23 protein-coding genes are annotated in these 24,831 nt (G+C 59.3%); 16 read left to right on the top strand and 7 right to left on the bottom strand.

The window, feature by feature from the left end:
* Nucleotides 1-486: 486 nt before the first annotated feature.
* The gene (locus DBP26_RS20735) at nucleotides 487-867 is read left to right on the top strand and encodes a hypothetical protein (RefSeq protein ID WP_349254555.1); all 381 of its coding nucleotides are present in this window, start codon (nucleotides 487-489) and stop codon (nucleotides 865-867) included.
* A gap of 110 nt (nucleotides 868-977) precedes the next feature.
* Here DBP26_RS20735 and DBP26_RS20730 read toward each other — a convergent pair whose 3' ends face one another.
* Both DBP26_RS20730 and DBP26_RS20725 read right to left on the bottom strand, forming a co-directional pair.
* Entirely contained in the window at nucleotides 978-2,195 is a 1,218-nt protein-coding gene (locus DBP26_RS20730; RefSeq protein ID WP_108239391.1) for an argininosuccinate synthase, read from the bottom strand.
* A gap of 124 nt (nucleotides 2,196-2,319) precedes the next feature.
* Nucleotides 2,320-3,285 carry an OmpA family protein gene (locus DBP26_RS20725; protein WP_108239390.1) on the bottom strand — a complete coding sequence of 322 codons (966 nt, stop codon included), beginning with the start codon at nucleotides 3,283-3,285 and terminating at the stop codon, nucleotides 2,320-2,322.
* 147 nt (nucleotides 3,286-3,432) lie between these two features.
* Between DBP26_RS20725 and pyrC the strand changes: the two genes are divergently transcribed.
* From pyrC to bfr, 4 genes are all read left to right on the top strand, one after another.
* The gene (pyrC, locus tag DBP26_RS20720; RefSeq protein ID WP_108239389.1) at nucleotides 3,433-4,479 is read left to right on the top strand and encodes a dihydroorotase; all 1,047 of its coding nucleotides are present in this window, start codon (nucleotides 3,433-3,435) and stop codon (nucleotides 4,477-4,479) included.
* The gene (gene rnt / locus DBP26_RS20715; protein ID WP_108239388.1) at nucleotides 4,476-5,153 is read left to right on the top strand and encodes a ribonuclease T; all 678 of its coding nucleotides are present in this window, start codon (nucleotides 4,476-4,478) and stop codon (nucleotides 5,151-5,153) included. The genes pyrC and rnt overlap by 4 nt, the downstream gene beginning before the upstream one ends.
* Nucleotides 5,154-5,364: 211 nt before the next feature.
* Entirely contained in the window at nucleotides 5,365-5,583 is a 219-nt protein-coding gene (locus DBP26_RS20710) for a bacterioferritin-associated ferredoxin (RefSeq protein ID WP_108239387.1), read from the top strand.
* A 199-nt stretch (nucleotides 5,584-5,782) separates the two neighbouring features.
* Complete coding sequence (bfr, locus tag DBP26_RS20705; RefSeq protein ID WP_108239386.1) at nucleotides 5,783-6,259, top strand: bacterioferritin; 477 nt, start codon at nucleotides 5,783-5,785, stop codon at nucleotides 6,257-6,259.
* A 68-nt stretch (nucleotides 6,260-6,327) separates the two neighbouring features.
* Here the strand turns inward: bfr and grxD are convergent, their stop codons facing one another.
* From grxD to DBP26_RS20690, 3 genes are all read right to left on the bottom strand, one after another.
* Nucleotides 6,328-6,657: a Grx4 family monothiol glutaredoxin gene (gene grxD / locus DBP26_RS20700; RefSeq protein WP_108239385.1), complete on the bottom strand. Its 330-nt coding sequence runs from the start codon at nucleotides 6,655-6,657 to the stop codon at nucleotides 6,328-6,330.
* A gap of 116 nt (nucleotides 6,658-6,773) precedes the next feature.
* Entirely contained in the window at nucleotides 6,774-8,882 is a 2,109-nt protein-coding gene (locus tag DBP26_RS20695; RefSeq protein ID WP_108239384.1) for a molybdopterin oxidoreductase family protein, read from the bottom strand.
* A 147-nt stretch (nucleotides 8,883-9,029) separates the two neighbouring features.
* On the bottom strand, nucleotides 9,030-9,332 hold the full coding sequence (locus DBP26_RS20690; protein ID WP_062387999.1) for a hypothetical protein: 303 nt from the start codon (nucleotides 9,330-9,332) through the stop codon (nucleotides 9,030-9,032).
* A gap of 449 nt (nucleotides 9,333-9,781) precedes the next feature.
* Between DBP26_RS20690 and argF the strand changes: the two genes are divergently transcribed.
* Entirely contained in the window at nucleotides 9,782-10,702 is a 921-nt protein-coding gene (gene argF, locus DBP26_RS20685) for an ornithine carbamoyltransferase (RefSeq protein WP_108239383.1), read from the top strand.
* A complete protein-coding gene (locus DBP26_RS20680; RefSeq protein WP_177411100.1) occupies nucleotides 10,699-11,745 on the top strand; it encodes an ABC transporter ATP-binding protein in 1,047 nt (348 codons plus the stop codon). The genes argF and DBP26_RS20680 overlap by 4 nt, the downstream gene beginning before the upstream one ends.
* 48 nt (nucleotides 11,746-11,793) lie before the next feature.
* Here the strand turns inward: DBP26_RS20680 and DBP26_RS20675 are convergent, their stop codons facing one another.
* Both DBP26_RS20675 and ybaK read right to left on the bottom strand, forming a co-directional pair.
* A complete protein-coding gene (locus tag DBP26_RS20675; protein WP_108239381.1) occupies nucleotides 11,794-12,582 on the bottom strand; it encodes a PhzF family phenazine biosynthesis protein in 789 nt (262 codons plus the stop codon).
* 71 nt (nucleotides 12,583-12,653) lie between these two features.
* Complete coding sequence (gene ybaK, locus DBP26_RS20670; RefSeq protein WP_108239380.1) at nucleotides 12,654-13,124, bottom strand: Cys-tRNA(Pro) deacylase; 471 nt, start codon at nucleotides 13,122-13,124, stop codon at nucleotides 12,654-12,656.
* Nucleotides 13,125-13,411: 287 nt separating this feature from the next.
* On the opposite strand from ybaK, the gene glpK reads away from it, so the two are divergent.
* The 9 genes from glpK to DBP26_RS20625 all read left to right on the top strand — a co-directional run bounded on the left by glpK (nucleotide 13,412) and on the right by DBP26_RS20625 (nucleotide 24,785).
* The gene (gene glpK, locus DBP26_RS20665) at nucleotides 13,412-14,917 is read left to right on the top strand and encodes a glycerol kinase GlpK (RefSeq protein WP_108239379.1); all 1,506 of its coding nucleotides are present in this window, start codon (nucleotides 13,412-13,414) and stop codon (nucleotides 14,915-14,917) included.
* Nucleotides 14,918-15,097: 180 nt separating this feature from the next.
* Nucleotides 15,098-15,853 (top strand): DeoR/GlpR family transcriptional regulator, encoded by a 756-nt coding sequence (locus DBP26_RS20660; RefSeq protein ID WP_108239378.1) that lies wholly within the window; start codon nucleotides 15,098-15,100, stop codon nucleotides 15,851-15,853.
* 350 nt (nucleotides 15,854-16,203) lie between these two features.
* Nucleotides 16,204-17,742: a glycerol-3-phosphate dehydrogenase gene (glpD, locus tag DBP26_RS20655; RefSeq protein WP_108239377.1), complete on the top strand. Its 1,539-nt coding sequence runs from the start codon at nucleotides 16,204-16,206 to the stop codon at nucleotides 17,740-17,742.
* 440 nt (nucleotides 17,743-18,182) lie between these two features.
* Complete coding sequence (locus DBP26_RS20650; protein ID WP_108239376.1) at nucleotides 18,183-19,100, top strand: glutamate/aspartate ABC transporter substrate-binding protein; 918 nt, start codon at nucleotides 18,183-18,185, stop codon at nucleotides 19,098-19,100.
* 117 nt (nucleotides 19,101-19,217) lie between these two features.
* The gene (locus DBP26_RS20645) at nucleotides 19,218-19,964 is read left to right on the top strand and encodes an amino acid ABC transporter permease (RefSeq protein WP_108239375.1); all 747 of its coding nucleotides are present in this window, start codon (nucleotides 19,218-19,220) and stop codon (nucleotides 19,962-19,964) included.
* Nucleotides 19,961-20,629 (top strand): ABC transporter permease subunit, encoded by a 669-nt coding sequence (locus DBP26_RS20640; RefSeq protein ID WP_177411096.1) that lies wholly within the window; start codon nucleotides 19,961-19,963, stop codon nucleotides 20,627-20,629. Before DBP26_RS20645 ends, DBP26_RS20640 begins: the two co-directional genes overlap by 4 nt.
* Nucleotides 20,626-21,360 (top strand): amino acid ABC transporter ATP-binding protein, encoded by a 735-nt coding sequence (locus DBP26_RS20635; protein ID WP_108239373.1) that lies wholly within the window; start codon nucleotides 20,626-20,628, stop codon nucleotides 21,358-21,360. The genes DBP26_RS20640 and DBP26_RS20635 overlap by 4 nt, the downstream gene beginning before the upstream one ends.
* A 90-nt stretch (nucleotides 21,361-21,450) precedes the next feature.
* Nucleotides 21,451-23,328, top strand: coding sequence for an ATP-binding protein (locus DBP26_RS20630; protein WP_108239372.1), 1,878 nt, complete (start codon nucleotides 21,451-21,453; stop codon nucleotides 23,326-23,328).
* 125 nt (nucleotides 23,329-23,453) lie between these two features.
* On the top strand, nucleotides 23,454-24,785 hold the full coding sequence (locus DBP26_RS20625; protein ID WP_108239371.1) for a sigma-54 dependent transcriptional regulator: 1,332 nt from the start codon (nucleotides 23,454-23,456) through the stop codon (nucleotides 24,783-24,785).
* Nucleotides 24,786-24,831 lie beyond the last annotated feature (46 nt).

Below are 24,831 nucleotides of genomic sequence, written 5' to 3'. Positions count from 1 at the left end.
CGCCATTACAACTTACCAATGCCAGGGAAAACGTATTTTTTTACTTGCCAAACCCAAGACCAGTCGTTACTTTTTTATTCAAAACGCATTGCACAACCGGGAAAACTTGGCGAAAAGTAACTACTACCACCGCGTTAACGCGCATGCACTTATCTTCAATGCCATTATCGAGTTAGCGAGCGACATTCCACTGCGCCAACCTGCTCCAATGCCGTTTGACGACTTATTCGATCACAGACTTTTACGGCATCGAATTGACCGTAGCATCCTGCTCGAAGGAACCCTTCAATGACTCAGAAAATCTATTTAACTTCAGTAGAGGCCAACCGCCCCCTTGAATTGGCAGAGGCAATAGAAGCCTAGGTCGCGCAAGGAGGCGTCATCAACATTGTGCCAGAGGGAGAAACCCGGCATGCCAGTAAAGACCCCAAGGAGACTACCTCACAAATCAGCACGACCGCGCAGCCAGATGCACGACTCGAACAATTGAAAGGCCTCGTCGCCAAAGGCGCTGGCGTCACGGCACTCCAATATTCGCTGCGGATGAATCGAAAGGATATCAAACGGTTGGCCAGCGAGAACGGCGTCAAGATTCATCACAGTCGGCCGGTGCGGGGCGCCAGACTTCCACGCAGCCGAGACCCTGTCACCATCGACGATGTGACCGCCGGGCACGCGATGCATTACTCGACGCTGGGTTACACCGTGCAGGAAATCGCGCAACTTCTGGACATTGGCGTGCGCGACGTGTGGAACATTGGCAAGGCCTACCGCTTCGAGCTCAGCAGTGCCACGGCGTCAGACACAGGTGACATTGAAGCAGCGTCACCCACCCAGGAAGATGATCGCGAGGGGCGGAACACATAGACTCCAAGCACGAATCGCAGCCGTTAAGCCTGGCGTCAGCGTAAGCGAAGGTGATGTCGGGGAGTGGGTGCAACCCGGTGAAGGGCTGCACCCCGGCAGACGTGTGACGATCAGAACAGCTTGCGATTTTTGTTCGCGGCGATGCGCATGCGCAGCGCATTGAGCTTGATGAAACCTGCAGCGTCGGCCTGGTTGTACGCGCCACCGTCCTCTTCGAAAGTAGCGATGTTGGCGTCGAACAGGGACTCATCCGACTTGCGACCTGTCACGATCACATTGCCCTTGTACAACTTCAGACGCACGACGCCGTTCACATGAACCTGAGACGCGTCGATCATTTGCTGCAGCATTAGACGCTCAGGGCTCCACCAGTAGCCGGTGTAGATCAGGCTGGCGTATTTGGGCATCAGCTCGTCTTTCAAGTGAGCGACTTCGCGGTCCAGAGTAATCGACTCAATGGCCCGATGTGCCTTCAGCATGATGGTGCCGCCAGGGGTCTCGTAGCATCCGCGGGACTTCATGCCGACATAGCGGTTCTCAACGATGTCCAGCCGGCCGATGCCGTTCTCGCCGCCGATGCGGTTGAGCGTGGCCAAGACAGTGGCCGGAGTCATCTCCACGCCGTCGATGGCGACGATATCGCCGTTGCGGTAGGTCAGCTCGATGTATGTAGGGGTGTTCGGGGCGGTTTCCGGAGACTTGGTCCAGCGCCACATGTCCTCTTCATGCTCAGTCCAGGTGTCTTCCAGCACGCCACCTTCATAGGAAATGTGCAGCAGGTTGGCGTCCATGGAATACGGGGACTTCTTCTTGCCGTGACGCTCGATTGGGATGCCGTGCTTTTCGGCATAGTCCATGAGTTTCTCACGGGATAACAAGTCCCATTCACGCCATGGCGCAATGACTTTCACGCCGGGTTTGAGCGCGTAGGCGCCCAGCTCGAAACGGACCTGGTCGTTGCCTTTGCCCGTCGCGCCGTGGGAAATCGCGTCGGCGCCGGTTTCGTTGGCGATTTCGATCAGACGCTTGGCAATCAGCGGACGAGCGATGGAAGTACCCAACAGGTACTCACCTTCATAGACGGTGTTGGCGCGGAACATCGGGTACACGAAATCACGCACGAACTCTTCGCGCAGATCGTCAATGTAGATTTCTTTCACGCCCATGGCTTGCGCCTTGGCGCGTGCGGGTTCGACCTCTTCCCCCTGACCCAGGTCAGCGGTAAAAGTCACCACTTCGCAGTTGTACGTATCCTGCAGCCATTTGAGGATTACCGAAGTATCCAGGCCACCGGAATACGCGAGAACTACCTTGTTAACGTCCGCCATGCCATCACTCCAACGCGTTGTACGGAAAACCGGTGATTCTACCGCTCATACGCTTGGATTTACAGTGTCGCGACAGCTTGTGACGACGAAGCGACAGACGCTGTCGCTCCACGGCGTGATCGGGTCAGGAAACCTTGGCGCTCGCTGCGCCAGCTGCCGTAGCAGGTGCCGCTGGCGCTGCGGGGGCTGGCGTCGTCGCCGGGGCAGGTGCGGTGACGGGCGGAACGAATGGTTTCTGCTCGGCGACGCGGTCCAGATGAATGTTGACTCGCCGGTTGCGCGCGCGGTTGGTGTTATTGGTATTAGGCACCAACGGATATTGCTCGCCATGGAACCGGACGATGATCTGCTCTTCAGGAACGCCCTGGGCCTTGAGGTAGTCCATGACCGCCAGGGCACGACGACGGGAAAGGTCACGGTTGGTCAGCCGGTTGCCACTGTTATCGGAATGCCCATCCAGTTCCACCCGGTTGACCGTAGGATCGGCCTTCATGTAGGCCAAGACGGTGTCGAGACGGCGCTTGGCCGAAGCATCCAGGTCGATACCACCACCTGGGAAGCCGACTTCGGTCTGGCGCACCTGGTCGAAGTTCATGGGTAGCAACTTGGCGGTGCACACTTGGAAATCCGAGTAAGCCTTGCTGAACCTGACCGGCAACAGACGGACTTCCATTGCCCCACCCTCGCGCAGCGCATGGCGGATTACGGGCGTACGCCCATCCATCAAGCCTGCAATCAAGCGCCCCGCCTGGGCCTGGCTGGTGTTGAACGGAATGTCGCCGCCGCTGATTTTTACTGCCCCCAGATTGAGATCCCCGCGCCCCGGTTGCCAAGGGGCGGCTGCAGCAATGAGGGTCGCGGAACCCGACGCCAGGCTGTAGCCGGTCGCCTTGAGCCGGAACGTCGCTTGCTCGCCTGCGCGACGCACGAACTCACCCGCACCGAAATCGGCGATCGGCTGGCTCAGACGGCACTCGAACTGATCGCCTTCTACCTTCCACTCGATATTCTCCAGACGGGTCTGGAAAGTGAGAGCCATGGCCGGAAGGCTGGCAAACACGCTGAGCAGGGCTAGATATCGCTGGCGCACGGGAGGCTCCACTGGAAAATTTCACGCGAAACAAATTTATCGCTTACACGTGTCTATCGGTAAGTTCCTACAAAACTTGATAGCGGGTGCCTGGACGAGTCTTTTCCGGTAGCATTCCCCGCGAGTTTGCCCGCCTGGAATTCCCCCATGTCCGACCGCCTGACCCTCCTGCGCCCCGACGACTGGCATATCCATCTTCGTGATGGCGCCGTTTTGCCCCATACCGTCGCTGACGTGGCGCGCACCTTTGGCCGCGCCATCATCATGCCAAACCTCGTTCCTCCCGTTCGTACGGCGGACCAGGCGCAGGCCTATCGCCAGCGCATTCTGGCTGCCCGCCCGCACGGCAGCCGTTTCGAGCCGCTGATGGTGCTCTACCTCACCGACCTGACCCAGCCTGACGACATCCGCGCCGCCAAGGCCAGTGGCTTTGTCTACGCTGCCAAGCTGTACCCGGCCGGAGCCACCACCAACTCCGATTCAGGCGTGACCAGTGTCGACAAGATCTTCCCGGTGCTGGAGGCAATGGCCGAAGTCGGCATGCCCCTGCTGATCCACGGCGAGGTGACCCGCGGTGACATCGACGTGTTCGACCGCGAGAAGATCTTCATCGATGAGCACATGCGCCGTGTCGTCGAACGTTTCCCGACGTTAAAGGTGGTCTTCGAACACATCACCACTGGCGACGCGGTGCAGTTCGTCAATGAGGCGTCGGCCAACGTCGGCGCCACCATCACCGCGCATCACCTTTTGTATAACCGCAACCATATGTTGGTGGGGGGCATTCGTCCGCACTTCTATTGCCTGCCAATCCTCAAGCGCAACACGCATCAAGTGGCCTTGTTGGACGCAGCGACCAGCGGCAGCCCCAAGTTCTTCCTGGGCACCGATTCTGCACCCCATGCTCAGCACGCCAAGGAAGCTGCATGCGGCTGCGCCGGTTGCTACACCGCTTATGCTGCCATCGAGCTGTACGCCGAAGCCTTTGAACAGCGCAATGCGCTGGACAAGCTGGAAGGTTTCGCCAGCCTTAACGGGCCAGCGTTTTACGGCTTGCCTGCCAATACCGACACCATCACGCTGGTGCGTGACGAATGGACTGCCCCGACCAGCCTTCCCTTCGGTGAGCTGTCGGTGATTCCGCTGCGCGCCGGCGAGACATTGCGCTGGCGCCTGCTGGAGGACAACGCGTGAGTGAAGACCTTTACGACGACGATCAGGACAGCGCTGGCGGCGGCATCGGCGCACGACATCCAATGGCAGCGCGCTTTCGTGGCTACCTGCCGGTCGTCGTCGATGTGGAGACCGGCGGTTTCAATGCGGCGACCGACGCCTTGCTTGAAATCGCCGCGACCACCATCGGCATGGACGAAAAAGGGTTCGTATTCCCTGAGCACACCTACTTCTTCCGGGTCGAGCCATTCGAGGGTGCCAACATCGAAGCGGCGGCCCTGGAATTCACCGGCATCAAGCTCGATCACCCGCTGCGAATGGCCGTGAGCGAAGAAGCTGCGTTGACCGATATCTTTCGGGGCGTACGCAAGGCGTTGAAGGCGAACGGCTGCAAACGCGCGATTCTGGTGGGCCATAATGCCAGTTTTGACTTGGGCTTCCTGAACGCAGCAGTGGCACGGCTGGACATGAAGCGCAACCCGTTCCACCCCTTCTCCAGCTTCGACACGGCCACCCTCGCCGGCTTGGCTTATGGCCAGACAGTGTTGGCGAAAGCCTGCCAGTCGGCAGATATCGACTTCGATGGCCGGGAAGCTCACTCAGCGCGCTACGACACCGAAAAGACCGCCGAGCTGTTCTGCGGTATCGTCAACCGGTGGAAAGAAATGGGCGGCTGGCACGACTTCGATCACTGAAGCGGATCGACACCCCACTCGAACCGGTCCTCGTGGCCGGTTTTTTATTGCGCCAAAGCGCGCAAACCTCGCGGTGCCAAATCCCGCGCTCATCACATTGACCACTGATCGGGCGCCCCTACCTGTTCAAGCGAGTAGTTTTGACAAGCATTCTCATTAACATTAGTATCCGTTGCACATAAGCCCATCACTCTGCGACGGTCCTATTTTTATGTATGTCTGCCTCTGCCAAGGTGTCACCGACGGACAAATCCGCGAAGCGATCATGGAAGGATGCTGCAGCTATCGTGAAGTACGCGAAACCCTCGGAGTCGCAACCAAATGTGGGAAATGTGCCTGCCTTGCGAAGGAAGTGGTTCGCGAAACCCTGACCGAACTGCAAACCACACAGGCGGCGCTGGCCTATCCCGCAGAATTTTCTGCTGCTTGAAAAACATATTTCAAAGAACCGGACCCAGTGTCCGGTTTTTTTATGTCGGGAATTCAATCGCTTAGCGATAAGATGCGGAACACAAACATTCTTATTCCTATTTATTTTCACTTATTATTCAATAACTTAGGTTTGACAGCGGAAAGTTCGAAGCTCAAACTTGCGGCCTGTATAAAACATCTTCGACAGGACCTCGATCATGAAAGGCGACATTACCGTCATCCAGCATCTCAACAAGATCCTCGGAAACGAGCTGGTCGCGATCAACCAGTACTTCCTGCACGCCCGCATGTACGAAGATTGGGGTCTGAACAAGCTCGGCAAGCACGAGTACAAAGAATCCATCGATGAGATGAAGCACGCTGACAAACTGATCAAGCGCATCCTGTTTCTGGAAGGCCTGCCGAACCTGCAAGACCTGGGCAAGATTCTGATCGGCGAACACACCAGGGAAATGCTGGAGTGTGACCTCAAGATCGAGCGTAAAGGCCATGCGGACTTGAAAGCTGCGATCGCACACTGTGAAACCGTAGGCGATTTCGGCAGCCGCGAACTGCTCGAAGACATTCTCGAATCCGAAGAAGAGCACATCGACTGGCTTGAAACCCAGTTGGGCCTAATCGACAAAGTCGGCATCGAAAACTACCTGCAGTCGCAGATGGGCGAAGAAGACTGAGTCAAGCTTTCAATACGAAAAAGCCCCGAATCTCGCGAGAGACCGGGGCTTTTTAGTGGGCACTTGAATCACGCCGTCGCGTTTTTCTCGACCGCCGCCTTGATCAACGGCTGCAATTCACCATTGGCATGCATTTCAACGATGATATCACTGCCGCCCACCAACTCACCATCGACCCACAGCTGAGGAAAGGTCGGCCAATTGGCGTATTTAGGCAGATTGGCGCGGATCTCCGGGTTCTGCAGGATATCGACGTAGGCAAATTTTTCGCCACACGCCATCAGCGCCTGGGAAGCCTTGGCCGAGAAGCCGCACTGCGGAGCGTTCGGCGCGCCTTTCATGTAGAGCAGAACGGTGTTTTTGGCAATCTGGTCTTTGATCGTTTCGATGATATCCATGGAGCACCTCGGCTGAACTTTACGACTGTATGAGTCGACACGGTGCCGCATTCTAACCGATTACCCAGCGGCACGCTCGGTCTTGGCCTCAATCGAGCCGATAAATATGATGAGCGTCATGCCGCGGTCACCGTCACTGGAACCCCGTTGAGCGCTGCGTTTCCCGAGACCGCGTCCAGATGCCGCTCGTCCGTCAGATCGTTCGCACTCGCGCCGGGCTGCTCCCTGGCGATGTCCATCTGCACCCCGGGGCGTCGGTGCCCCCAGCCATGCGGCAGGCTGACCACTCCGCGCATCATGTCGACGCTGCCCATGACTTCGACCTCAATGCCACCCACCCGCGAGGCCACCCGTACCCGCTGACCGTCCGTCAAACCGTGACGAGCCATGTCTTCAGGGTTCATCAACAAGTGATGACGGGGTTTGCCTTTTACCAAGCGATGGTAGTTATGCATCCAGGAATTGTTGCTGCGTACATGACGTCGACCGATGAGAAGCAGCGTATCGGCGGGTGGCTGCTGAGCGGTGGCGAAACGCACCAGATCGGCGAGGATCACCTCGGGCGCCGCCTGCACCCGTTGATTGCCCGTCTTCAAGCGTGGCGCCAGGTTGGGTTTCAGAGCCCCCAGGTCCAGCCCGTGCGGATAGTCGTTAAGGGTGTCCAGCGACAGCTTGAACCCTGACGCCTCGCCATATAAGCCTGCCCGCAGACCGCGATCCACCATCTGCGCAGGCGGCAGGGTCGGTTTCAGCTCGCGACCGGTCCTGTGAGCGAATGCCTTGGCCAGCCCAACGAATATTTCCCAGTCATGCAACGCGCCTTCAGGCTTGGCCAGTATCGCGCGGTTGAAACGGGTAACGTTGCGCACGGCGAACAGGTTGAAGGTGGTGTCGTAGTGGTCATTCTCCAGCGCAGACGTGGACGGCAGGATCAGATCGGCATGGCGTGTGGTTTCGTTGATATAGAGGTCAACGCTGACCATGAACGCCAGCCCTTCCAACGCCTCGTCCAATCGGCGCCCGTTGGGGGTCGACAACACGGGATTGCCGGCCACCGTCACCAATGCCCTCACCTGCCCCTCACCGGGAGTGAGCATTTCTTCGGCCAGCGCCGAGACCGGCAACTCGCCACCGTATTCCGGGAGCCTCGAGACGCGGCTTTGCCAGCGATTGAAGCTGCCGCCCGAGGTCGACGCCACCAGGTCGAGCGCAGGTTCGGTGCACAGCGCCCCACCGACACGGTCCAGGTTTCCCGTCACCAGATTGATCAGTTGCACCAGCCAATGGCACAGCGTGCCGTAAGCTTGCGTGGAGATGCCCATGCGCCCGTAACATACCGCCCGCTCCGCCCCCGCAAAATCCCGGGCAAGTTGACGAATCTGCTCGGCAGGGATGCCGCAGCGCACACTCATCGCATCGGCATCGAGCGAGGCGATGGCCGCTCTCACCTCCTCCAGCCCATCGACCGGAAGGTGCGTTGCGCGTGTCAGCCCTTCGACGAACAGCGTGTTCAATACGCCAAGGAGCAGTGCGGCGTCGCCACCCGGCCGGATGAATAAATGCTGATCAGCCATCGCGGCCGTTTCACTTCGCCGCGGATCGACGACCACCACCTTGCCGCCGCGTGTTTGAATCGCTCGCAGGCGTTTCTCCACATCCGGCACCGTCATGATGCTCCCGTTCGACGCCAGTGGGTTGCCGCCGAGAATGAGCATAAAATCGGTGTGATCGATGTCAGCGATCGGCAACAGCAGCCCGTGACCGTACATCAGGTAGCTGGTCAGGTGATGGGGCAGTTGATCCACCGATGTCGCTGAAAAGCGGTTCCGGGTCTTCAGCAGGCCGAGGAAATAATTGCTATGCGTCATCAACCCATAGTTGTGCACGCTAGGATTGCCCTGATAAACCGCCACCGCGTTCTGGCCATGACGTTGCTGTATATCGGCGAGACGCTCAGCCACCAGGTCGAACGCCTCCTGCCAGCCGATAGGATGCCAGTCCTGCCCAACGCGGCGCATGGGCTGGCGCAGCCGGTTCGGGTCATCCTGGATATCCTGCAAGGCCACGGCTTTGGGACAGATATGACCGCGGCTGAACGTGTCCAGCGCGTCGCCCTTGATCGAGGTGATGCGCATCGGAGCATCGTTTTCGACGGTCGTTTCAATGGTCAGGCCGCAAATCGCTTCACACAGATGGCAGGCTCGGTGGTGGAGAGTCTTGGTCATCGCCAGTCTCACGTTCTTGTAGCGCGATCGAAACGTCGCGGGAACCAAGACTATGGCGCCAGTCGCCGACGTTCGCCAGAAACGTCAGCGCCGTGAATCGCACAGCATCAGGTGAGCCGATGGCTCACCTGGCCGAAGAAGGGGCAATCAGGAAGCGGAACCGCCAATGGGCGTGACAACCTTGCGCTGCATTTGAATCTCGTGAACGGTCTCGACCTGTTCCTGCGAGACTTGGACGCCCGTCAGTTCACCGATCAGGCGCCAGTGATCGTCGAGCCCGGCACTGATCGTGGCCATGCGGTCGATCATACGGCGACCCGCGGAGCGAGTGACCTCATCCTCGCTGCGCATCAGCTCGAAAGACATCGAAGTCATGGATGCCGTGAGGTGCGTAAGGGTGCGGGCGGTGAGCCCGAGCAGTTCCGTCAGTTGTTTCTCTTTTGAATCCATTCCCCACCTCTTCTGGAGGACATAAGCAGCCTTTATAACCCACGCCAGCGGTTTATGAAACGTCCGGGTTTGCGCGGCGTGAAGCATGTCGCAAAGGTTTTGCAGCATTTTGAAACTGTTGCGCAAACAGTATCAATTGCACGTCCGGCGAGCCTCGGGGTACAACCTCAACCCGGCCGTCGTAAAGCAATGGCATTTTGCCTTCGCGCTCCGTGCAACTCTAGCACTTTGATGCACGAAAAGCGTCCTGAAGAAGCGGTTTTAAAGCGACCGGACGTCTGACGGCAGTTTTCGAACACGTCGGCCCTTGGCACGAGGCGACATTTTCTTATACCCTCGCGCCTTCCCTATTCGTCGCCCCGTGCGGCTTTTGCCGCAGGTCTAGCCCGTTTTCCCGATAAAACCCGGCATTGAGGATCTGCGGTCTGTTGCAGACAAGGTAGTTAATGATGAACACCAGGCACTTTCTCTCGATGATGGATTACACGCCGGACGAGCTGGGCGCGTTGATCCGTCGCGGCATTGAGCTGAAGGACCTGCGAAATCGAGGCGTGCTCTTCGAGCCGCTGAGGGGTCGTGTGCTGGCCATGATCTTCGAGAAATCTTCGACTCGGACGCGGGTTTCGTTCGAGGCCGGCATGATTCAGCTCGGCGGCCAAGCCATTTTTCTGTCCCCGCGCGACACCCAACTGGGCCGTGGCGAGCCGATCTGCGACAGCGCACGGGTGATGTCGCGCATGGTCGATGCGGTCATGATCCGCACCTTCGCCCACAGCAACCTCACTGAATTTGCCGCACATTCTCGCGTACCGGTGATCAACGGCCTGTCCGACGACTTGCATCCGTGCCAGTTGCTGGCCGATATGCAAACCTTCGTCGAGCACCGCGGCCCGATCAGGGGCAAGACGGTGGCCTGGATCGGCGACGGTAACAACATGTGCAACAGCTATATAGAAGCGGCGATCCAGTTCGACTTCGAACTGCGGGTTGCCTGCCCAGAGGGCTATGAGCCGAACCCCGAATTCCTGGCACTGGCCGGCGACCGTGTGACCGTGACCCGCGACCCGCGTGAAGCCGTGGCGGGCGCCCATCTGATCAGCACCGATGTTTGGACCTCCATGGGGCAGGAAGACGAAACAGCCAAGCGCAATGCGCTCTTCAAGCCCTTTCAGGTGACGCGAGAATTGCTCGACCTGGCCGCCGACGACGTACTGTTCATGCACTGCCTGCCGGCACACCGTGGCGAGGAAATCAGCGAAGACCTGCTCGATGACAAGCGCTCGGTGGCATGGGATCAGGCTGAAAACCGTCTGCATGCGCAGAAGGCGCTGCTGGAATTTCTCGTGGCGCCCGCCTACACCCCCGCCTGAGTGACGTGATGCTGCTGAAACTGCGCGACCTTGCCTGCGGCTACGCGAACCAGCGTGTGGTGCAGAACCTCGATCTGCATCTCGATGCGGGCGACATCGGTTGCCTGCTGGGCTCCTCGGGCTGTGGCAAGACCACCACGCTCCGCGCCATCGCCGGGTTCGAGCCGGTGCATACAGGGGAAATCGTGTTGGCGGGCGAGGTCATTTCCCGGCCCGGTTTCACCCTCGCCCCGGAAAAGCGTCGCATCGGCATGGTGTTCCAGGATTACGCACTGTTTCCACACCTCACCGTCGCCGAGAACATCGCATTCGGTATACGCAATCACCCGCGCCAGGCGCAGGTGGTCCAAGAGATGCTGGGACTGGTCAACCTGAGCGCCTTGGGCGATCGCCATCCTCACGAGCTGTCCGGAGGCCAGCAGCAGCGCGTCGCGCTGGCTCGCGCATTGGCCCCCGAACCGCAATTGCTCTTGCTCGACGAACCGTTCTCCAACCTCGATGGCGCGTTGCGTCGCCGCTTGAGCCATGAGGTGCGTGACATCCTCAAAACCCGTGGCACCAGTGCCATTCTGGTCACTCACGACCAGGAAGAAGCCTTCGCCGTCAGCGATCATGTGGGCGTCTTCAAGGACGGCCGCCTTGAACAGTGGGATACGCCCTACAACCTTTATCACGAGCCGGCGACGCCTTATGTCGCCAGTTTTGTGGGTCAGGGTTATTTCGTACGCGGCCAGTTGATCGACGCCGAATCGGTACAGACCGAGCTGGGCGTCCTGCGGGGCAACCGAGCCTACCGAGGGGCCCGTGGCTCATCGATGGACGTACTCCTGCGCCCGGACGACATCGTCTACGCGCCTGACAGCGCGCTGAAAGCCATGGTCACGAGCAAGACGTTTCAGGGCGCGGCCACGCTGTATCGCCTGGAACTGCCAAGCGGCTCCCCTTTGGAAGCCCTGTTTCCCAGCCACATCGATTTACGTACAGGCGATTGCGTCGGCATTCGCGTGGCGGCGGAACATCTGGTCCTGTTCCCTGCCGCGTGAATCCGCCCTCCAGGAAATGAAGGGCGCGTTCGTCAAACCCAGAACGGGTTACCCCAGCGTCAATACGCCGCTGGCCACCAGCGTCGCATGCCCGCCGATCTTCACCCGATCCCCCTCTAATCGACAGAATAGCTCGCCGCCTCTTGCCGACACCTGATGGGCGTTCAGCGTGAATTTGTTCAACCGGGCAGACCAATAGGGGATCAAGCTGCAATGGGTCGCCCCGGTGACAGGATCTTCAGGAATGCCAATCGCTGGCGCGAAATACCGAGACACGAAGTCATAGCGTTCCCCATCCCCTTTGGCTGTCACGATCACTCCCGGCCAAGGCAGCCGGGCGATGGCAGCCAGATCGGGCTTGCAATCGCGTACCGCCTGTTCCGATTCCAGAACCACCAGCAATTGCCCGGCCCCCAGTACGTCCACCACGGCCGCGTTCAGCGCCCGTTCGATGTCGACGGTGACGCCCAGTTCGCTGGGCGGCATCGAGGGAAAGTCCAGCAGCAGGCGGCCATTCTCCCGCGTGACACTCAGCACCCCGGATCGGCTGGTGAAGGCGATGGCTTCAGACGCCTCGCCGTACTTTTCCAGCAGCACGTGCGCCGCGGCCAGCGTGGCGTGCCCACACAACGGGACTTCGTGACTCGGCGTGAACCACCGAACGTGCCAGCCTTGCGCCTCCCGGACCACGAAGGCGGTCTCGGAAAGGTTGTGCTCCGCCGCGATTCGCTGCATGAGCTCATCGGCCAGCCAAGTATCGAGGCGATAGACCATCGCTGGATTGCCCGCGAAAGCATGGTCGCTGAATGCGTCGACCTGATGAAATTCCAGCTGCATGGCAAAGATCCCCCATCGTTATTGTTTGAAGGCGAGCCTCCTGCCCGCCAGTACCGCTTTAAACGGATGACTCAGTCGCGGCCGATGTGCGCAAAACGAGCACCGGTATGCTGGGCCAGTACGGCCGCCGACAACTCCACCTCCAGCCCGCGCCGTCCTGCACTGACAAAGATCGTTTCAAACGGTTGGGCGGATTCGTCGATGAAGGTGCGCAGCCTCTTTTTCTGCCCTAAGGGGCTGATGCCACCGAGGAGGTAACCCGTAGCACGCTGCGCTGCGGCGGGATCGGCCATTTCCGCTTTCTTCGCCCCTGCTGCGTGAGCCAGTGCCTTGAGGTCGAGTGAGCCCACCACGGGAACCACCGCCACCAGCAGTTCACCTTTCTCGGTACTGGCCAGTAACGTCTTGAACACTTGGGCAGGTTGCAGTTTCAATTTTTCCGCGGCTTCCAGACCATATGAGGCGGCCTTGGGATCATGTTCATAACTGTGCACGCGATGTTCGGCTCGAACTTTTTTCAGCAATTCCAATGCGGGGGTCATGCAGGGCTCCAGAAGGCCGGGGCTGTGACAAGGTTGGCTGCCCTAACTTTAGGCCATCTGCCTTCAAAACGCCTCCATCTAAAGCGGCGTGGCGCAACAAAAACGGGGGCGGTTTCCAACGCAGCGGGCATTCGTTTAAGGTCTTTGACAAGGTTCGTTTACGTCTATATTTTTTCGAATACGAATATTGAGTTCGCCATCAATCATCTGTCCGAGCGAAGCACGCGCTTCCCCACGTACACTGATGGCAGACCTGCAGCCTTCCGCTTCATCACCAGGCAATCGACATGACCGACAACGACAACAAGAACTACATCATCGCCCTCGATCAAGGCACGACCAGCTCGCGAGCCATCATTTTCGACCGCGACGCCAACGTGGTGAGCACCGCCCAGAGCGAGTTCGTGCAGCATTACCCGCAGCCTGGCTGGGTCGAACACGACCCGATGGAAATCTTTGCAACGCAGACCGCCTGCATGACCAAAGTGCTGGCTCAGGCCAACCTGCATCACAATCAGATCGCTGCCATTGGCATCACCAACCAGCGTGAAACCACGGTGGTCTGGGAAAAGGAAAGCGGCCGCCCGATCTACAACGCGGTGGTGTGGCAATGCCGTCGCAGTACCGAGATCTGTCAGCAGCTCAAGCGCGACGGGCTGGAGGACTACATCAAAGAAACCACCGGGCTGGTGATCGACCCTTATTTTTCCGGCAGCAAGCTGAAATGGATACTCGACCATGTCGAAGGCAGCCGTGAGCGAGCCCGTCGTGGCGAGCTGCTGTTCGGCACCGTCGACAGTTGGCTGATCTGGAAATTTACGGGGGGCAAGGTCCACGTGACCGATTACACCAATGCCTCGCGCACCATGATGTTCAACATTCACACACTCGAGTGGGATGAACGGATGCTCGAAGTGCTCGACGTGCCCCGGGAGATGCTGCCGCAGGTGAAGTCCTCGTCCGAGGTCTACGGCCACAGCAAAAGCGGTATTGCCATCGCCGGCATCGCGGGGGACCAGCAGTCGGCGTTGTTCGGGCAGATGTGCGTCGAACCTGGCCAGGCCAAGAACACCTACGGCACCGGCTGTTTCCTGCTGATGAACACCGGCAAAAAAGCTGTGAAATCCCACCACGGGCTGTTGACCACCATTGGCTGCGGGCCGCGTGGAGAAGTGGCATACGCGCTGGAGGGCGCGGTGTTCAACGGTGGCTCGACGGTGCAATGGCTGCGCGATGAGCTGAAGATCGTCAACGACTCCATGGACACCGAGTACTTCGCAACCAAAGTAAAGAACAGCAACGGCGTGTACCTGGTCCCGGCGTTCACCGGGCTCGGTGCGCCTTACTGGGACCCTTACGCCCGTGGCGCATTGTTCGGCCTGACCCGGGGCGTGAAAGTCGATCACATCATTCGCGCGGCCCTGGAATCGATCGCCTATCAGACACGTGACGTGCTCGATGCCATGCAGCAGGACGCCGGCGAGCCACTCAAGGCGTTGCGCGTCGACGGGGGCGCCGTGGCCAACAACTTTCTCATGCAATTCCAGGCTGACATTCTGGGCACCGAGGTGGAGCGTCCGAAGATGCGCGAGACTACCGCGCTCGGCGCTGCCTACCTGGCTGGGCTGGCCATTGGCTTCTGGAGCGGGCTGGACGAGTTGAAAGACAAGGCGGTGATCGAGCGCAAGTTCGAGCCGCAATGTGATGCGACTGAAAAAGAAAAGCTGTATGCGGGCTGGCGCAAAGCGGTGGACCGCACGCGGGACTGGGAGCCACACGAAGACGCCGAGTAATCTGACAACCCGTTGTAGGATCGAGCTTGCTCGCGCGGATGACTCGCTTCTGTGAAAGATCGCTCATCTGACGCAGCGTCACTGCGGGCACGCTCACTTCGATCGGCTCCGGCACTTTTTCCGGCTGACAGATAATGGCTCCCTGCGGCATCATGGACGCCCTTGCCCGAAGGAAGAAAAATGAATCTGCCACCCCGTCAACAGCAGATCCTCGAGCTGGTCCGTGAACGCGGCTACGTCAGCATCGAGGAAATGGCCCAATTGTTCGTCGTGACCCCGCAAACCATCCGACGCGACATCAACCAGTTGGCGGAAATGAATCTTCTGCGCCGCTATCACGGCGGCGCAGCCTACGACTCCAGTATCGAAAACACCGCCTACGCCATGCGCGCCGATCAGATGCGCGATGAGAAACAGCGCATCGCCGAAGCCATTGCGGCGCAGATCCCCGATCACGCTTCGCTGTTTATCAATATCGGCACGACCACCGAATCCATCGCCCGCGCCCTGCTCAACCATAACCATTTGAAGGTCATCACCAATAACCTGCATGTGGCGTCGATTCTCAGTGGCAAGGATGACTTCGAAGTGCTGCTCGCCGGAGGCAACGTACGCCGGGACGGCGGAGTCGTGGGTCAGGCCAGTGTCGATTTCATTACCCAGTTCAAGGTCGATTTCGCGCTCGTGGGCATCAGCGGCATCGATGAGGATGGCAGCCTCCTGGACTTCGATTACCAGGAAGTGCGTGTTTCCCAGGCGATCATCGCCAATGCACGCCAAGTGATCCTGGCAGCGGACTCCAGCAAGTTCGGCCGCAACGCCATGGTGCGGCTGGGCCCGATCACCCTGATCGATTGCCTGGTGACCGATCAGGCCCCTGTACCGGCGCTCGCTCAACTGCTGACGCAAAACAAGATCCGGTTGGAAGTCGTCTAACGAACTCGTGCTTGTAGGAGCGCGCTCGCCCGCGATCTGGCGCGGAGCGGCAGTCCATCTCGACGTATTTGCTGTGACAGGAATGTCGCGCTTTCAGTGTTTGCTGCCGCTTCGCGCCAGGTCGCGGGCAAGCGCGCTCCTACGTCGTTGGTACGAAAACGCGTACTGTCACTCCTTTCGAACGAACATACCCATGTTCGATTTTGTTCCTTTCCTGTCCCCCTAATCAGTATTTTCAATCAATCACAGGTGGTGAGTGGCGCCTTATTGCGCTAGTATTTTCGAAAATGAACTCAAATGTTCGAATTCGCCAAAAACGAACTGGATCGAATCCCAGACAGGAGGCCCCAATGGCCGATTCCGCCTTGCCTATCCCACCCCTTTCCGAGGTCTACGATATTGCCGTGATTGGCGGTGGCATCAACGGTGTCGGTATCGCAGCAGACGCATCTGGGCGCGGCCTGTCGGTGTTTTTGTGCGAAAAGGATGACCTGGCCAGCCACACGTCGTCCGCCAGCAGCAAGCTCATTCATGGCGGCCTGCGCTACTTGGAGCATTACGAGTTTCGCTTGGTGCGTGAGGCATTGGCCGAGCGGGAGGTGCTGCTGGAAAAAGCCCCCCACATCGTCAAGCCGATGCGTTTCGTCCTTCCTCATCGTCCCCATCTGCGACCAGCCTGGATGATCCGCGCGGGTCTTTTTCTCTACGACCATCTGGGCAAGCGTGAAAAGCTTCCTGGATCGAAAAACCTGCGTTTCGGCGCCAGCAGCCCGCTCAAAAGTACGATTACCCGCGGCTTCGAATACTCGGATTGCTGGGTCGATGACGCCCGTCTGGTGGTGCTCAATGCCATGGCCGCCCGTGAAAAGGGCGCGCATATCCATACCCAGACCCGCTGCCTCAACGCCCGCCGCAGCAATGGTCTGTGGCACCTGAACATGGAACGTGCGGATGGCAGTCTGTTTTCCATTCGCGCCAAAGCGCTGGTCAATGCGGCTGGACCTTGGGTGGCCAAATTCATCCGCGAGGATCTGAAGCTCGAATCTCAGTATGGCATCCGTCTGATCCAGGGCAGCCACTTGATCGTGCCGAAGCTGTATGAAGGCGAGAACGCGTTCATTCTGCAAAACGAAGACCAGCGCATCGTCTTCGCGATTCCGTATCTGGACCAGTTCACCATTATCGGTACCACCGACCGCGAATACACCGGCGACCCTGCCAAAGTGGCGATCACCGAGGGCGAAACCGACTACCTGCTGAAGATCGTCAACGAACACTTCAAGAAGCAACTGACGCGGGGCGACATCATTCGCACCTACTCGGGCGTGCGCCCGCTCTGCAACGATGAATCCGACAATCCGTCAGCCATCACCCGCGACTACACGCTGTCATTGTCGGGCAGCACCGAAGAAGCGCCGATTCTGTCGGTGTTTGGGGGCAAGCTGACGACCTACCGCAAGCTTGCCGAATCGGCCATGCAACAACTGGCGCCGTTCTTTCCCCAGATGAAACCGAGCTGGACGGCCAGGGCCAGCCTGCCAGGTGGCGAGAACATGACCACTCCTGCCGCCCTCGCGAGCGAGTTGGAAAAGCGCTGCCCGTGGTTGCCCTCCGGTCTCGCCAAACGCTGGGCGATTACCTATGGATCGCGCAGTTGGCAGATCGTGGACGGCCTGCATGACGTGGGCGACTTGGGTGAGCATCTTGGCGCAGATCTGTACAGCGCCGAAGTGGACTACTTGTGCAGGGCTGAGTGGGTCACTCAAGCGGACGACGTGCTCTGGCGTCGGACCAAGCTGGGACTGTTCACCACTGCCGAGGAACAGCAGAACGTTCAGGCATACCTCGACAAGGTGGCTCACCGCAAAAGCACTACAGCGGCCGCCTGAGGCATCCTGCCAAGCACAAGGGCAACTCAGGCATAACAGCGCTGTTTTCCCGGTGATCAGCATCGGCCCCGCCCATCGCGCGGGGCTGATGAGCGAAAAGGTCATTTTCAGAACCGCCCCATCGTGCGTTATACCTCGCAGGCCTGCTTCGCAGGTTTAACGCTACCCGACACCGAACATTCGGATTTCCGAACACCTCCCCCTCGCCCATTCGGCGTACCGGACGTTCAAGCCCGCCCCGCTTCCAGATAACGAAATATTTTCCTTTATAATCAGTAGGTTGCCTCCTGTCACGGCTTTGGCATGACTCATGCTCTACACTCCATCACGATTGCTCCGATGTAGCGTGCCGCCTGATTGGGCCGCCGTTGTAGCGTTCTGAAACGATAGGGCCGACCCAACACCGGACCCATAAGAAAAACAAAGTCGAGGATTAACAGATGCGTATCGTTCCCCACATTCTGGGCGTGGCCGTTGCAGCAGCCGCTTTGATCAGCACCCCGCTGTCTGCCGCAGAATTGACCGGCACCCTGAAGAAAATCAATGATTCGGGCACCATTACCCTCGGTCACCGCGACTCGTCGATTCCGTTCTCTTACATCGCGGACGCCTCGGGCAAGCCTGTCGGCTACTCCCATGACATCCAACTGGCTATCGTCGAGGCGATCAAGAAAGACCTGAACAAGCCAGACCTGAAGGTCAACTACAACCTGGTCACTTCACAAACCCGCATCCCGCTGGTTCAGAACGGCACGGTCGACGTTGAGTGCGGTTCGACCACCAACAACGCCGAGCGCGCCCAGCAAGTCGACTTCTCGGTCGGCATCTTCGAAATCGGTACTCGCCTGCTGACCAAAGTCGGCTCGCCTTACAACGATTTCGATGACCTGAAAGGCAAGAACGTCGTCACCACTGCAGGCACCACCTCCGAGCGCATCATCAAAGCGATGAACGCCGACAAGCAGATGGGCATGAACGTCATTTCCGCCAAGGACCACGGTGAATCCTTCCAGATGCTGGAATCGGGCCGCGCGGTTGCCTTCATGATGGACGACGCCCTGCTGGCCGGCGAAATGGCCAAGGCCAAGAAGCCAACTGACTGGCACGTGACCGGCACCCCGCAATCCTATGAAATCTACGGCTGCATGGTTCGCAAGGACGACGCTGCCTTCAAGAAGGCTGTGGATGACGCGATCGTTGGCCTCTACAAGTCGGGCGACATCAAGAAGATCTACGACAAATGGTTCACCCAGCCGATTCCGCCAAAAGGCCTGAACCTGGAATTCCCGATGAGCCCTGAGCTGCAGAAGCTGATCGAGAACCCGAACGACAAGCCTGCTCCTGAGAAGAAGGCATAAGTCCTTCTCTTCACACGCGACAAAAGTGAAAGCCTGACTCCCGGAGCTGCAGTGCGGCTCCGGAAGCCGCTGCATAGCGGTGTGCGTGCATAACGATCGATCAGAGGGGAGACCCTGATGAATTACAACTGGGACTGGAGCGTGTTCTTCAAGTCCACCGGCGTGGGCAGCGAGACCTACTTGGACTGGTACATTTCCGGTCTGGGCTGGACCATCGGCATCTCCATCGTCGCCTGGATCATCGCGTTGATGCTGGGCTCGGTGCTCGGTGTCATGCGTACGGTGCCCAACCGCATCGTGTCGTCTATTGCCACGGTTTACGTGGAAATCTTCCGTAATGTGCCACTGCTGGTGCAGCTGTTCATCTGGTACTTCCTGGTGCCGGACCTGCTGCCCGAGAACCTGCAGGAGTGGTACAAGCAAGACCTGAATCCGACCACCTCGGCCTTCCTGAGTGTTGTCGTGTGCCTGGGGCTTTTCACGGCCGCACGGGTGTGCGAGCAGGTGCGCACCGGTATTCAGGCGTTGCCTCGCGGCCAGGAATCCGCCGCGCGCGCCATGGGGTTCAAACTGCCGCAGATCTACTGGAACGTGCTGCTGCCGCAAGCGTACCGGATCATCATCCCACCGCTGACTTCCGAATTCCTCAACGTGTTCAAGAACTCGTCGGTGGCGTCGCTGATCGGCCTGATGGAGTTGCTGGCTCAAACCAAGCAGACCGCCGAGTTTTCCGCGAACCTGTTCGAAGCCTTCACCCTCGCCACCTTGATCTACTTCACCCTGAACATGAGCCTGATGCTGCTCATGCGTCTGGTCGAGAAGAAAGTCGCGGTGCCGGGCCTGATTTCCGTGGGAGGTAAATGATGGACTTCTCTGGCGTCATTCCGGCCATTCCGGGCCTGTGGAACGGCATGCTGATGACCCTCCAATTGATGGTCATGGGCGTGATCGGCGGCATCGTCATCGGTACGCTTCTGGCGCTGATGCGTTTGTCCCACAACAAGGTGCTATCGAACCTCGCCGGCGCCTACGTCAACTATTTCCGTTCGATCCCGCTTCTGCTGGTCATCACCTGGTTCTACTTGGCGGTGCCCTTCGTTTTGCGCTGGATCACCGGCCAAGACACGCCAGTGGGTGCGTTCACCTCTTGCGTCGTGGCATTCATGATGTTCGAGGCCGCTTATTTCTGCGAAATCGTCCGCGCCGGCGTGCAGTCGATTTCCCGAGGCCAAATGGGCGCCGCGCAGGCTCTGGGCATGACCTATGGCCAGATGATGCGCTTGATCATCCTGCCCCAGGCGTTCCGCAAGATGACCCCGCTGTTGCTGCAACAGAGCATCATTCTGTTCCAGGACACCTCGCTGGTGTACACCGTCGGCCTGGTGGACTTCCTCAATTCGGCCCGCTCCAACGGCGACATCATCGGTCGCTCCAACGAGTTCCTCATCGTTGCCGGTCTCGTGTATTTCATCATCAGCTTCGTGGCCTCGCGTCTGGTCAAGCTCATGCAAAAAAGGTTAGCCGTATGATTTCCATCAAAAATATCAACAAGTGGTATGGGGACTTCCAGGTGCTGACCGATTGCAGCACCGAGGTCAAGAAAGGCGAAGTGATCGTCGTCTGCGGCCCTTCGGGCTCGGGGAAATCCACCCTGATCAAGTGCGTCAACGCACTGGAGCCTTTTCAGAAAGGCGACATCGTGGTCGATGGCACGTCTATCGCCGATCCCAAGACCAATCTGCCCAAACTTCGCTCCCGCGTCGGCATGGTGTTCCAACACTTCGAGTTGTTTCCGCACCTGACCATCACGGAAAACCTGACCATCGCGCAGATCAAGGTCCTGGGCCGCAGCAAAGAAGAGGCCACCCAGAAAGGCCTTGCCCTGCTGGAGCGCGTGGGCCTGTCGGCGCATGCGCACAAGCATCCGGGCCAGTTGTCCGGCGGGCAGCAGCAACGTGTGGCGATTGCCCGCGCATTGGCGATGGACCCGATCGTCATGCTGTTCGACGAACCGACCTCAGCGCTTGACCCTGAAATGGTCAACGAAGTACTCGACGTGATGGTGCAGCTCGCCCACGAGGGCATGACCATGATGTGCGTGACCCACGAAATGGGCTTCGCCCGCAAAGTGGCTGACCGCGTGATCTTCATGGACAAGGGCCAGATCATCGAAGACTGTGCCAAGGAAGAGTTCTTCGGCGACATCAACGCCCGTTCCGAGCGCGCGCAGCACTTCCTGAACAAAATCCTGCAGCACTGATTGATTCAAGCCTCACAAGGGCGCAAAACCCGCTGGCCGTTCGTGTCGACATCCATGACACGAGCGGCTGGTCGGTCCAGGACGACTGTGATGAAATGCGATCCACCTCTTAGTACGCCGCCATCACTGACTGTGAAACCCCGCCTGATTCGCCAACTGTTCCTGCCGCCGCTGATCATCCTGCTGATGATTGCACTGGGTTACTTCACGTACCTGTACAGCGAAAAGAACGGCATCAAGTCGCTCAGCGAGAATGGCGAGCGCCAGCTCGAATTGCATGCCCGCACCGTCGAAAGCGAAATCAACAAATACAACTACCTGCCCAGCGTGCTCGAGCTGGAGTCCAATGTATCGAGCCTGCTCAACGACCCATCTCCGGAACTGCGGGGCAAGGTCAACGATTACCTCGAAGGGTTGAACCGTCGAAGCCGCAGCCGTGCGATCTATGTGCTGGACACCACCGGCCGTGTGCTGGCGACCAGCAACTGGCGCGACGCCGACAGCTATTTGGGTGAGGACCTCTCCTTCCGCGCCTATTACCAGGACGCCATTCGCGGGCAGCCGGGTCGGTTCTACGGCATCGGCAGCACCACCGGCGAGCCGGGCTACTATCTGGCCCACGGGCTGGAAGAAAAAGGCAAGATCATCGGCGTGGCCGTGATCAAGGTCCGCCTCGAGGCCCTGGAGGAGCGCTGGCAGCGGGCGCGCCTGGAGGCCTTCGTCAGTGACGAAAACGGAATCATCATTCTCTCCAGCGACCCGGCACGACGGTTGAAGTCGGTTCGCCCGCTCACGCCGCAAATCAAGGAGCGCCTGGCCCGCAGCCTGCAATATTACTGGTGGCCGCTGAACGAGCTGGTGCCACTGGAGCGCGAGCTCATCGCCGACGGCGTCGAGAAACTCACCTTCCCCGCCAACAGCAGCGTCGACCACGAACACACGGTGGTGAGCTACCTGGCACAGACCCGCGATCTGGCGGACACCCCCTGGCACCTGACCCTGCTCTCGCCGTTGGAAGATCTGCGTCGGGAGGCCGCCAACCAAGGCATGCTGGTGGCGGTGGCCTGTGCCCTCGTAGCGTTTCTGCTGATTGCCTGGAACGAGCGACGCAAAGTCATCGCCACACGCCTGGCCGCGCGCGAAGCGCTGGAACAGGCCAACAATGAACTGGAGCGGCGCATCACCGAGCGCACGGCGGATTTGCGGGCCAGTAACGAACGCCTCAAGGGGCAGATTCGCGAACGGCGCCAAGCCGAGGAAACCCTGCGTCAGGCACAGGATGAACTGGTGCAAGCGGGCAAACTGGCGGCCATCGGTCAGATGTCGACCAGCATCGCCCACGAACTCAACCAGCCCCTCGCCGCATTGCGAACGTTGTCGGGCAACACTGTCCGCTTCATCGAGCGCGGGGCACTGGACACAGCCACCACCAACTTGCGCACGATCAATGACCTGATCGATCGCATGGGGCGCATCACCGCCAGCCTGCGCGCCTTTGCCCGACGCGGCGAAGACAAAGGCCAGGCGTCGTTGAGCAAAGCCGTCGAGGCGGCGCTGCAGTTGTTGGCCGGACGCCTGGAAAGCAGCCCACTGGAGCTCAACCAGCATTTCGATGAAGTGGAACTGGCCATCGACCAGACCCGGTTGGAGCAGATTCTGGTCAACCTGATCGGCAACGCGCTGGACGCCATGCAGGCCCAGCCCCTGCCCGTGTTGTGGTTACAGGGCGACGCGTTCGAAGGCCGCTATCGCCTGCAGGTGCGGGACAACGGCCATGGCATTGACGTCGAAGCGCGCAAGCATTTGTTTGAGCCGTTCTTCACCACCAAGCCTGGCGAACAAGGCTTGGGCTTGGGGTTGACGCTCTCGGCCAGCCTGGCTGCGGCCGCCGGGGGCAGCCTGAACGCCGAACACCCGTCCGAGGGTGGAACGATGTTCGTGTTGATTCTGCCGTTGGTGGTGTCATGAATCCGCTGGCTGTTACCAATTCTGTAGGAGCGCGCTTGCCCGCGATGAACGATAACGCGGTCTGTGGGATGTACCGCGTTACCGTTCATTGCAGGCACGCGCGCTCTTACACATACCGATGAGGCATGAAATTGAACACTGAACTGACCGTCCTCATCGTCGAAGATGACCCCCATGTGCTGCTCGGGTGCCAGCAGGCGCTGACGCTGGAGGACATCCACAGCCAGGGTGTGAGCAGTGCCGAAGAGGCGCTGGCGATCGTGGGCGAACATTTCGCCGGCATCGTCATCAGCGATATCCGCCTGCCAGGCATGGACGGACTGACGCTGCTCAGGCACCTGAAGGAGCGGGATCGCACCCTCCCCGTCGTATTGATCACCGGTCACGGCGACGTGTCGATGGCAGTGGGCGCCATGCGTGACGGCGCCTATGACTTCATAGAAAAGCCCTTTTCCCCCGAGCGCCTGGTCGAGGTCGCCCGGCGTGCGCTCGAACAACGCGGGCTGGCGAGGGAAGTCTGGTCGCTGCGTCGGCAACTGGCCGAGCGCGACTCGCTGGAAGGCAAAATCATCGGGCGATCGGCCGCGATGCAGAACCTGCGCGCGTTGATCGCCAATGTCGCCGACACCTCGGCCAACGTGCTTATCGAGGGTGAGACCGGCACCGGCAAAGAGCTCGTCGCCCGCTGCCTGCATGATTTCAGTCGTCGTCACGCGCACCCATTCGTCGCGTTGAACTGCGGAGGGCTGCCGGAAAACCTCTTCGAGAGCGAAATCTTCGGCCACGAGGCCAACGCCTTCACCGGTGCGGGCAAGCGACGAATCGGCAAGATCGAGCACGCCCACAATGGCACGCTGTTCCTCGACGAAGTGGAAAGCATGCCGATCAACCTGCAAATCAAATTGCTGCGGGTCTTGCAGGAGCGCACCCTTGAGCGGCTGGGGTCGAACCAGAGCGTGGCGGTGGACTGTCGCGTCATCGCCGCCACCAAGGCGGATCTTGCCGACTTGAGCAAGGCAAACCAGTTTCGCAGCGACCTGTATTACCGCCTCAATGTCGTGACGCTTGAACTGCCGCCCCTGCGCGAACGTCGCGAAGACATCCTGCAATTGTTCGAACACTTTCTCCAGCAGTCATCGCTGCGCTTTGATCGCGAGCCCCCGCAATTGGACCCGCAGACGATGACGGCACTGATGACCCACGACTGGCCGGGAAATGTGCGTGAACTGCGCAACGTGGCCGAGCGATATGCGCTAGGCCTGCCGGCGTTCAAAAAATCAGGGTTGGCGACCCAGGCACAAAGTCTGGGTTTTTCAGAGGCGGTGGAAGCCTTCGAACGCAACCTGCTCAGCGAGGCGCTGCAACGCAGCGGCGGCAACCTGAGCCAGGCCAGCCAGGAGTTGGGCATGGCCAAGACCACGCTGTTCGACAAGGTAAAGAAGTATGGGTTGGGGTAAGGCCCCACTGAACGCTGGCTCGCAACTACCTTGATTCAGCCCGATC

This window comes from Pseudomonas sp. RIT409 (assembly GCF_003052515.2).
Taxonomy (GTDB): Bacteria; Pseudomonadota; Gammaproteobacteria; order Pseudomonadales; family Pseudomonadaceae; genus Aquipseudomonas.
The sequence above is the reverse complement of the archived record's forward strand: the minus strand, read 5'-3'. Positions and strand labels throughout refer to the sequence as shown.

What these genes read in the sequence shown, in the direction of transcription:
- DBP26_RS20645 (WP_108239375.1), top strand. Translation starts at nt 19,218, where the DNA reads ATGAATTACAACTGGGACTGGAGCGTGTTCTTCAAGTCCACCGGCGTG.
- DBP26_RS20675 (WP_108239381.1), bottom strand. Translation starts at nt 12,582, where the DNA reads ATGCAGCTGGAATTTCATCAGGTCGACGCATTCAGCGACCATGCTTTC.
- glpD (WP_108239377.1), top strand. Translation starts at nt 16,204, where the DNA reads ATGGCCGATTCCGCCTTGCCTATCCCACCCCTTTCCGAGGTCTACGAT.
- pyrC (WP_108239389.1), top strand. Translation starts at nt 3,433, where the DNA reads ATGTCCGACCGCCTGACCCTCCTGCGCCCCGACGACTGGCATATCCAT.
- glpK (WP_108239379.1), top strand. Translation starts at nt 13,412, where the DNA reads ATGACCGACAACGACAACAAGAACTACATCATCGCCCTCGATCAAGGC.
- DBP26_RS20660 (WP_108239378.1), top strand. Translation starts at nt 15,098, where the DNA reads ATGAATCTGCCACCCCGTCAACAGCAGATCCTCGAGCTGGTCCGTGAA.
- bfr (WP_108239386.1), top strand. Translation starts at nt 5,783, where the DNA reads ATGAAAGGCGACATTACCGTCATCCAGCATCTCAACAAGATCCTCGGA.
- ybaK (WP_108239380.1), bottom strand. Translation starts at nt 13,124, where the DNA reads ATGACCCCCGCATTGGAATTGCTGAAAAAAGTTCGAGCCGAACATCGC.
- DBP26_RS20630 (WP_108239372.1), top strand. Translation starts at nt 21,451, where the DNA reads ATGAAATGCGATCCACCTCTTAGTACGCCGCCATCACTGACTGTGAAA.
- DBP26_RS20710 (WP_108239387.1), top strand. Translation starts at nt 5,365, where the DNA reads ATGTATGTCTGCCTCTGCCAAGGTGTCACCGACGGACAAATCCGCGAA.
- argF (WP_108239383.1), top strand. Translation starts at nt 9,782, where the DNA reads ATGAACACCAGGCACTTTCTCTCGATGATGGATTACACGCCGGACGAG.
- DBP26_RS20730 (WP_108239391.1), bottom strand. Translation starts at nt 2,195, where the DNA reads ATGGCGGACGTTAACAAGGTAGTTCTCGCGTATTCCGGTGGCCTGGAT.
- DBP26_RS20635 (WP_108239373.1), top strand. Translation starts at nt 20,626, where the DNA reads ATGATTTCCATCAAAAATATCAACAAGTGGTATGGGGACTTCCAGGTG.
- grxD (WP_108239385.1), bottom strand. Translation starts at nt 6,657, where the DNA reads ATGGATATCATCGAAACGATCAAAGACCAGATTGCCAAAAACACCGTT.
- DBP26_RS20650 (WP_108239376.1), top strand. Translation starts at nt 18,183, where the DNA reads ATGCGTATCGTTCCCCACATTCTGGGCGTGGCCGTTGCAGCAGCCGCT.
- DBP26_RS20625 (WP_108239371.1), top strand. Translation starts at nt 23,454, where the DNA reads ATGAAATTGAACACTGAACTGACCGTCCTCATCGTCGAAGATGACCCC.
- DBP26_RS20640 (WP_177411096.1), top strand. Translation starts at nt 19,961, where the DNA reads ATGATGGACTTCTCTGGCGTCATTCCGGCCATTCCGGGCCTGTGGAAC.
- DBP26_RS20695 (WP_108239384.1), bottom strand. Translation starts at nt 8,882, where the DNA reads ATGACCAAGACTCTCCACCACCGAGCCTGCCATCTGTGTGAAGCGATT.
- DBP26_RS20690 (WP_062387999.1), bottom strand. Translation starts at nt 9,332, where the DNA reads ATGGATTCAAAAGAGAAACAACTGACGGAACTGCTCGGGCTCACCGCC.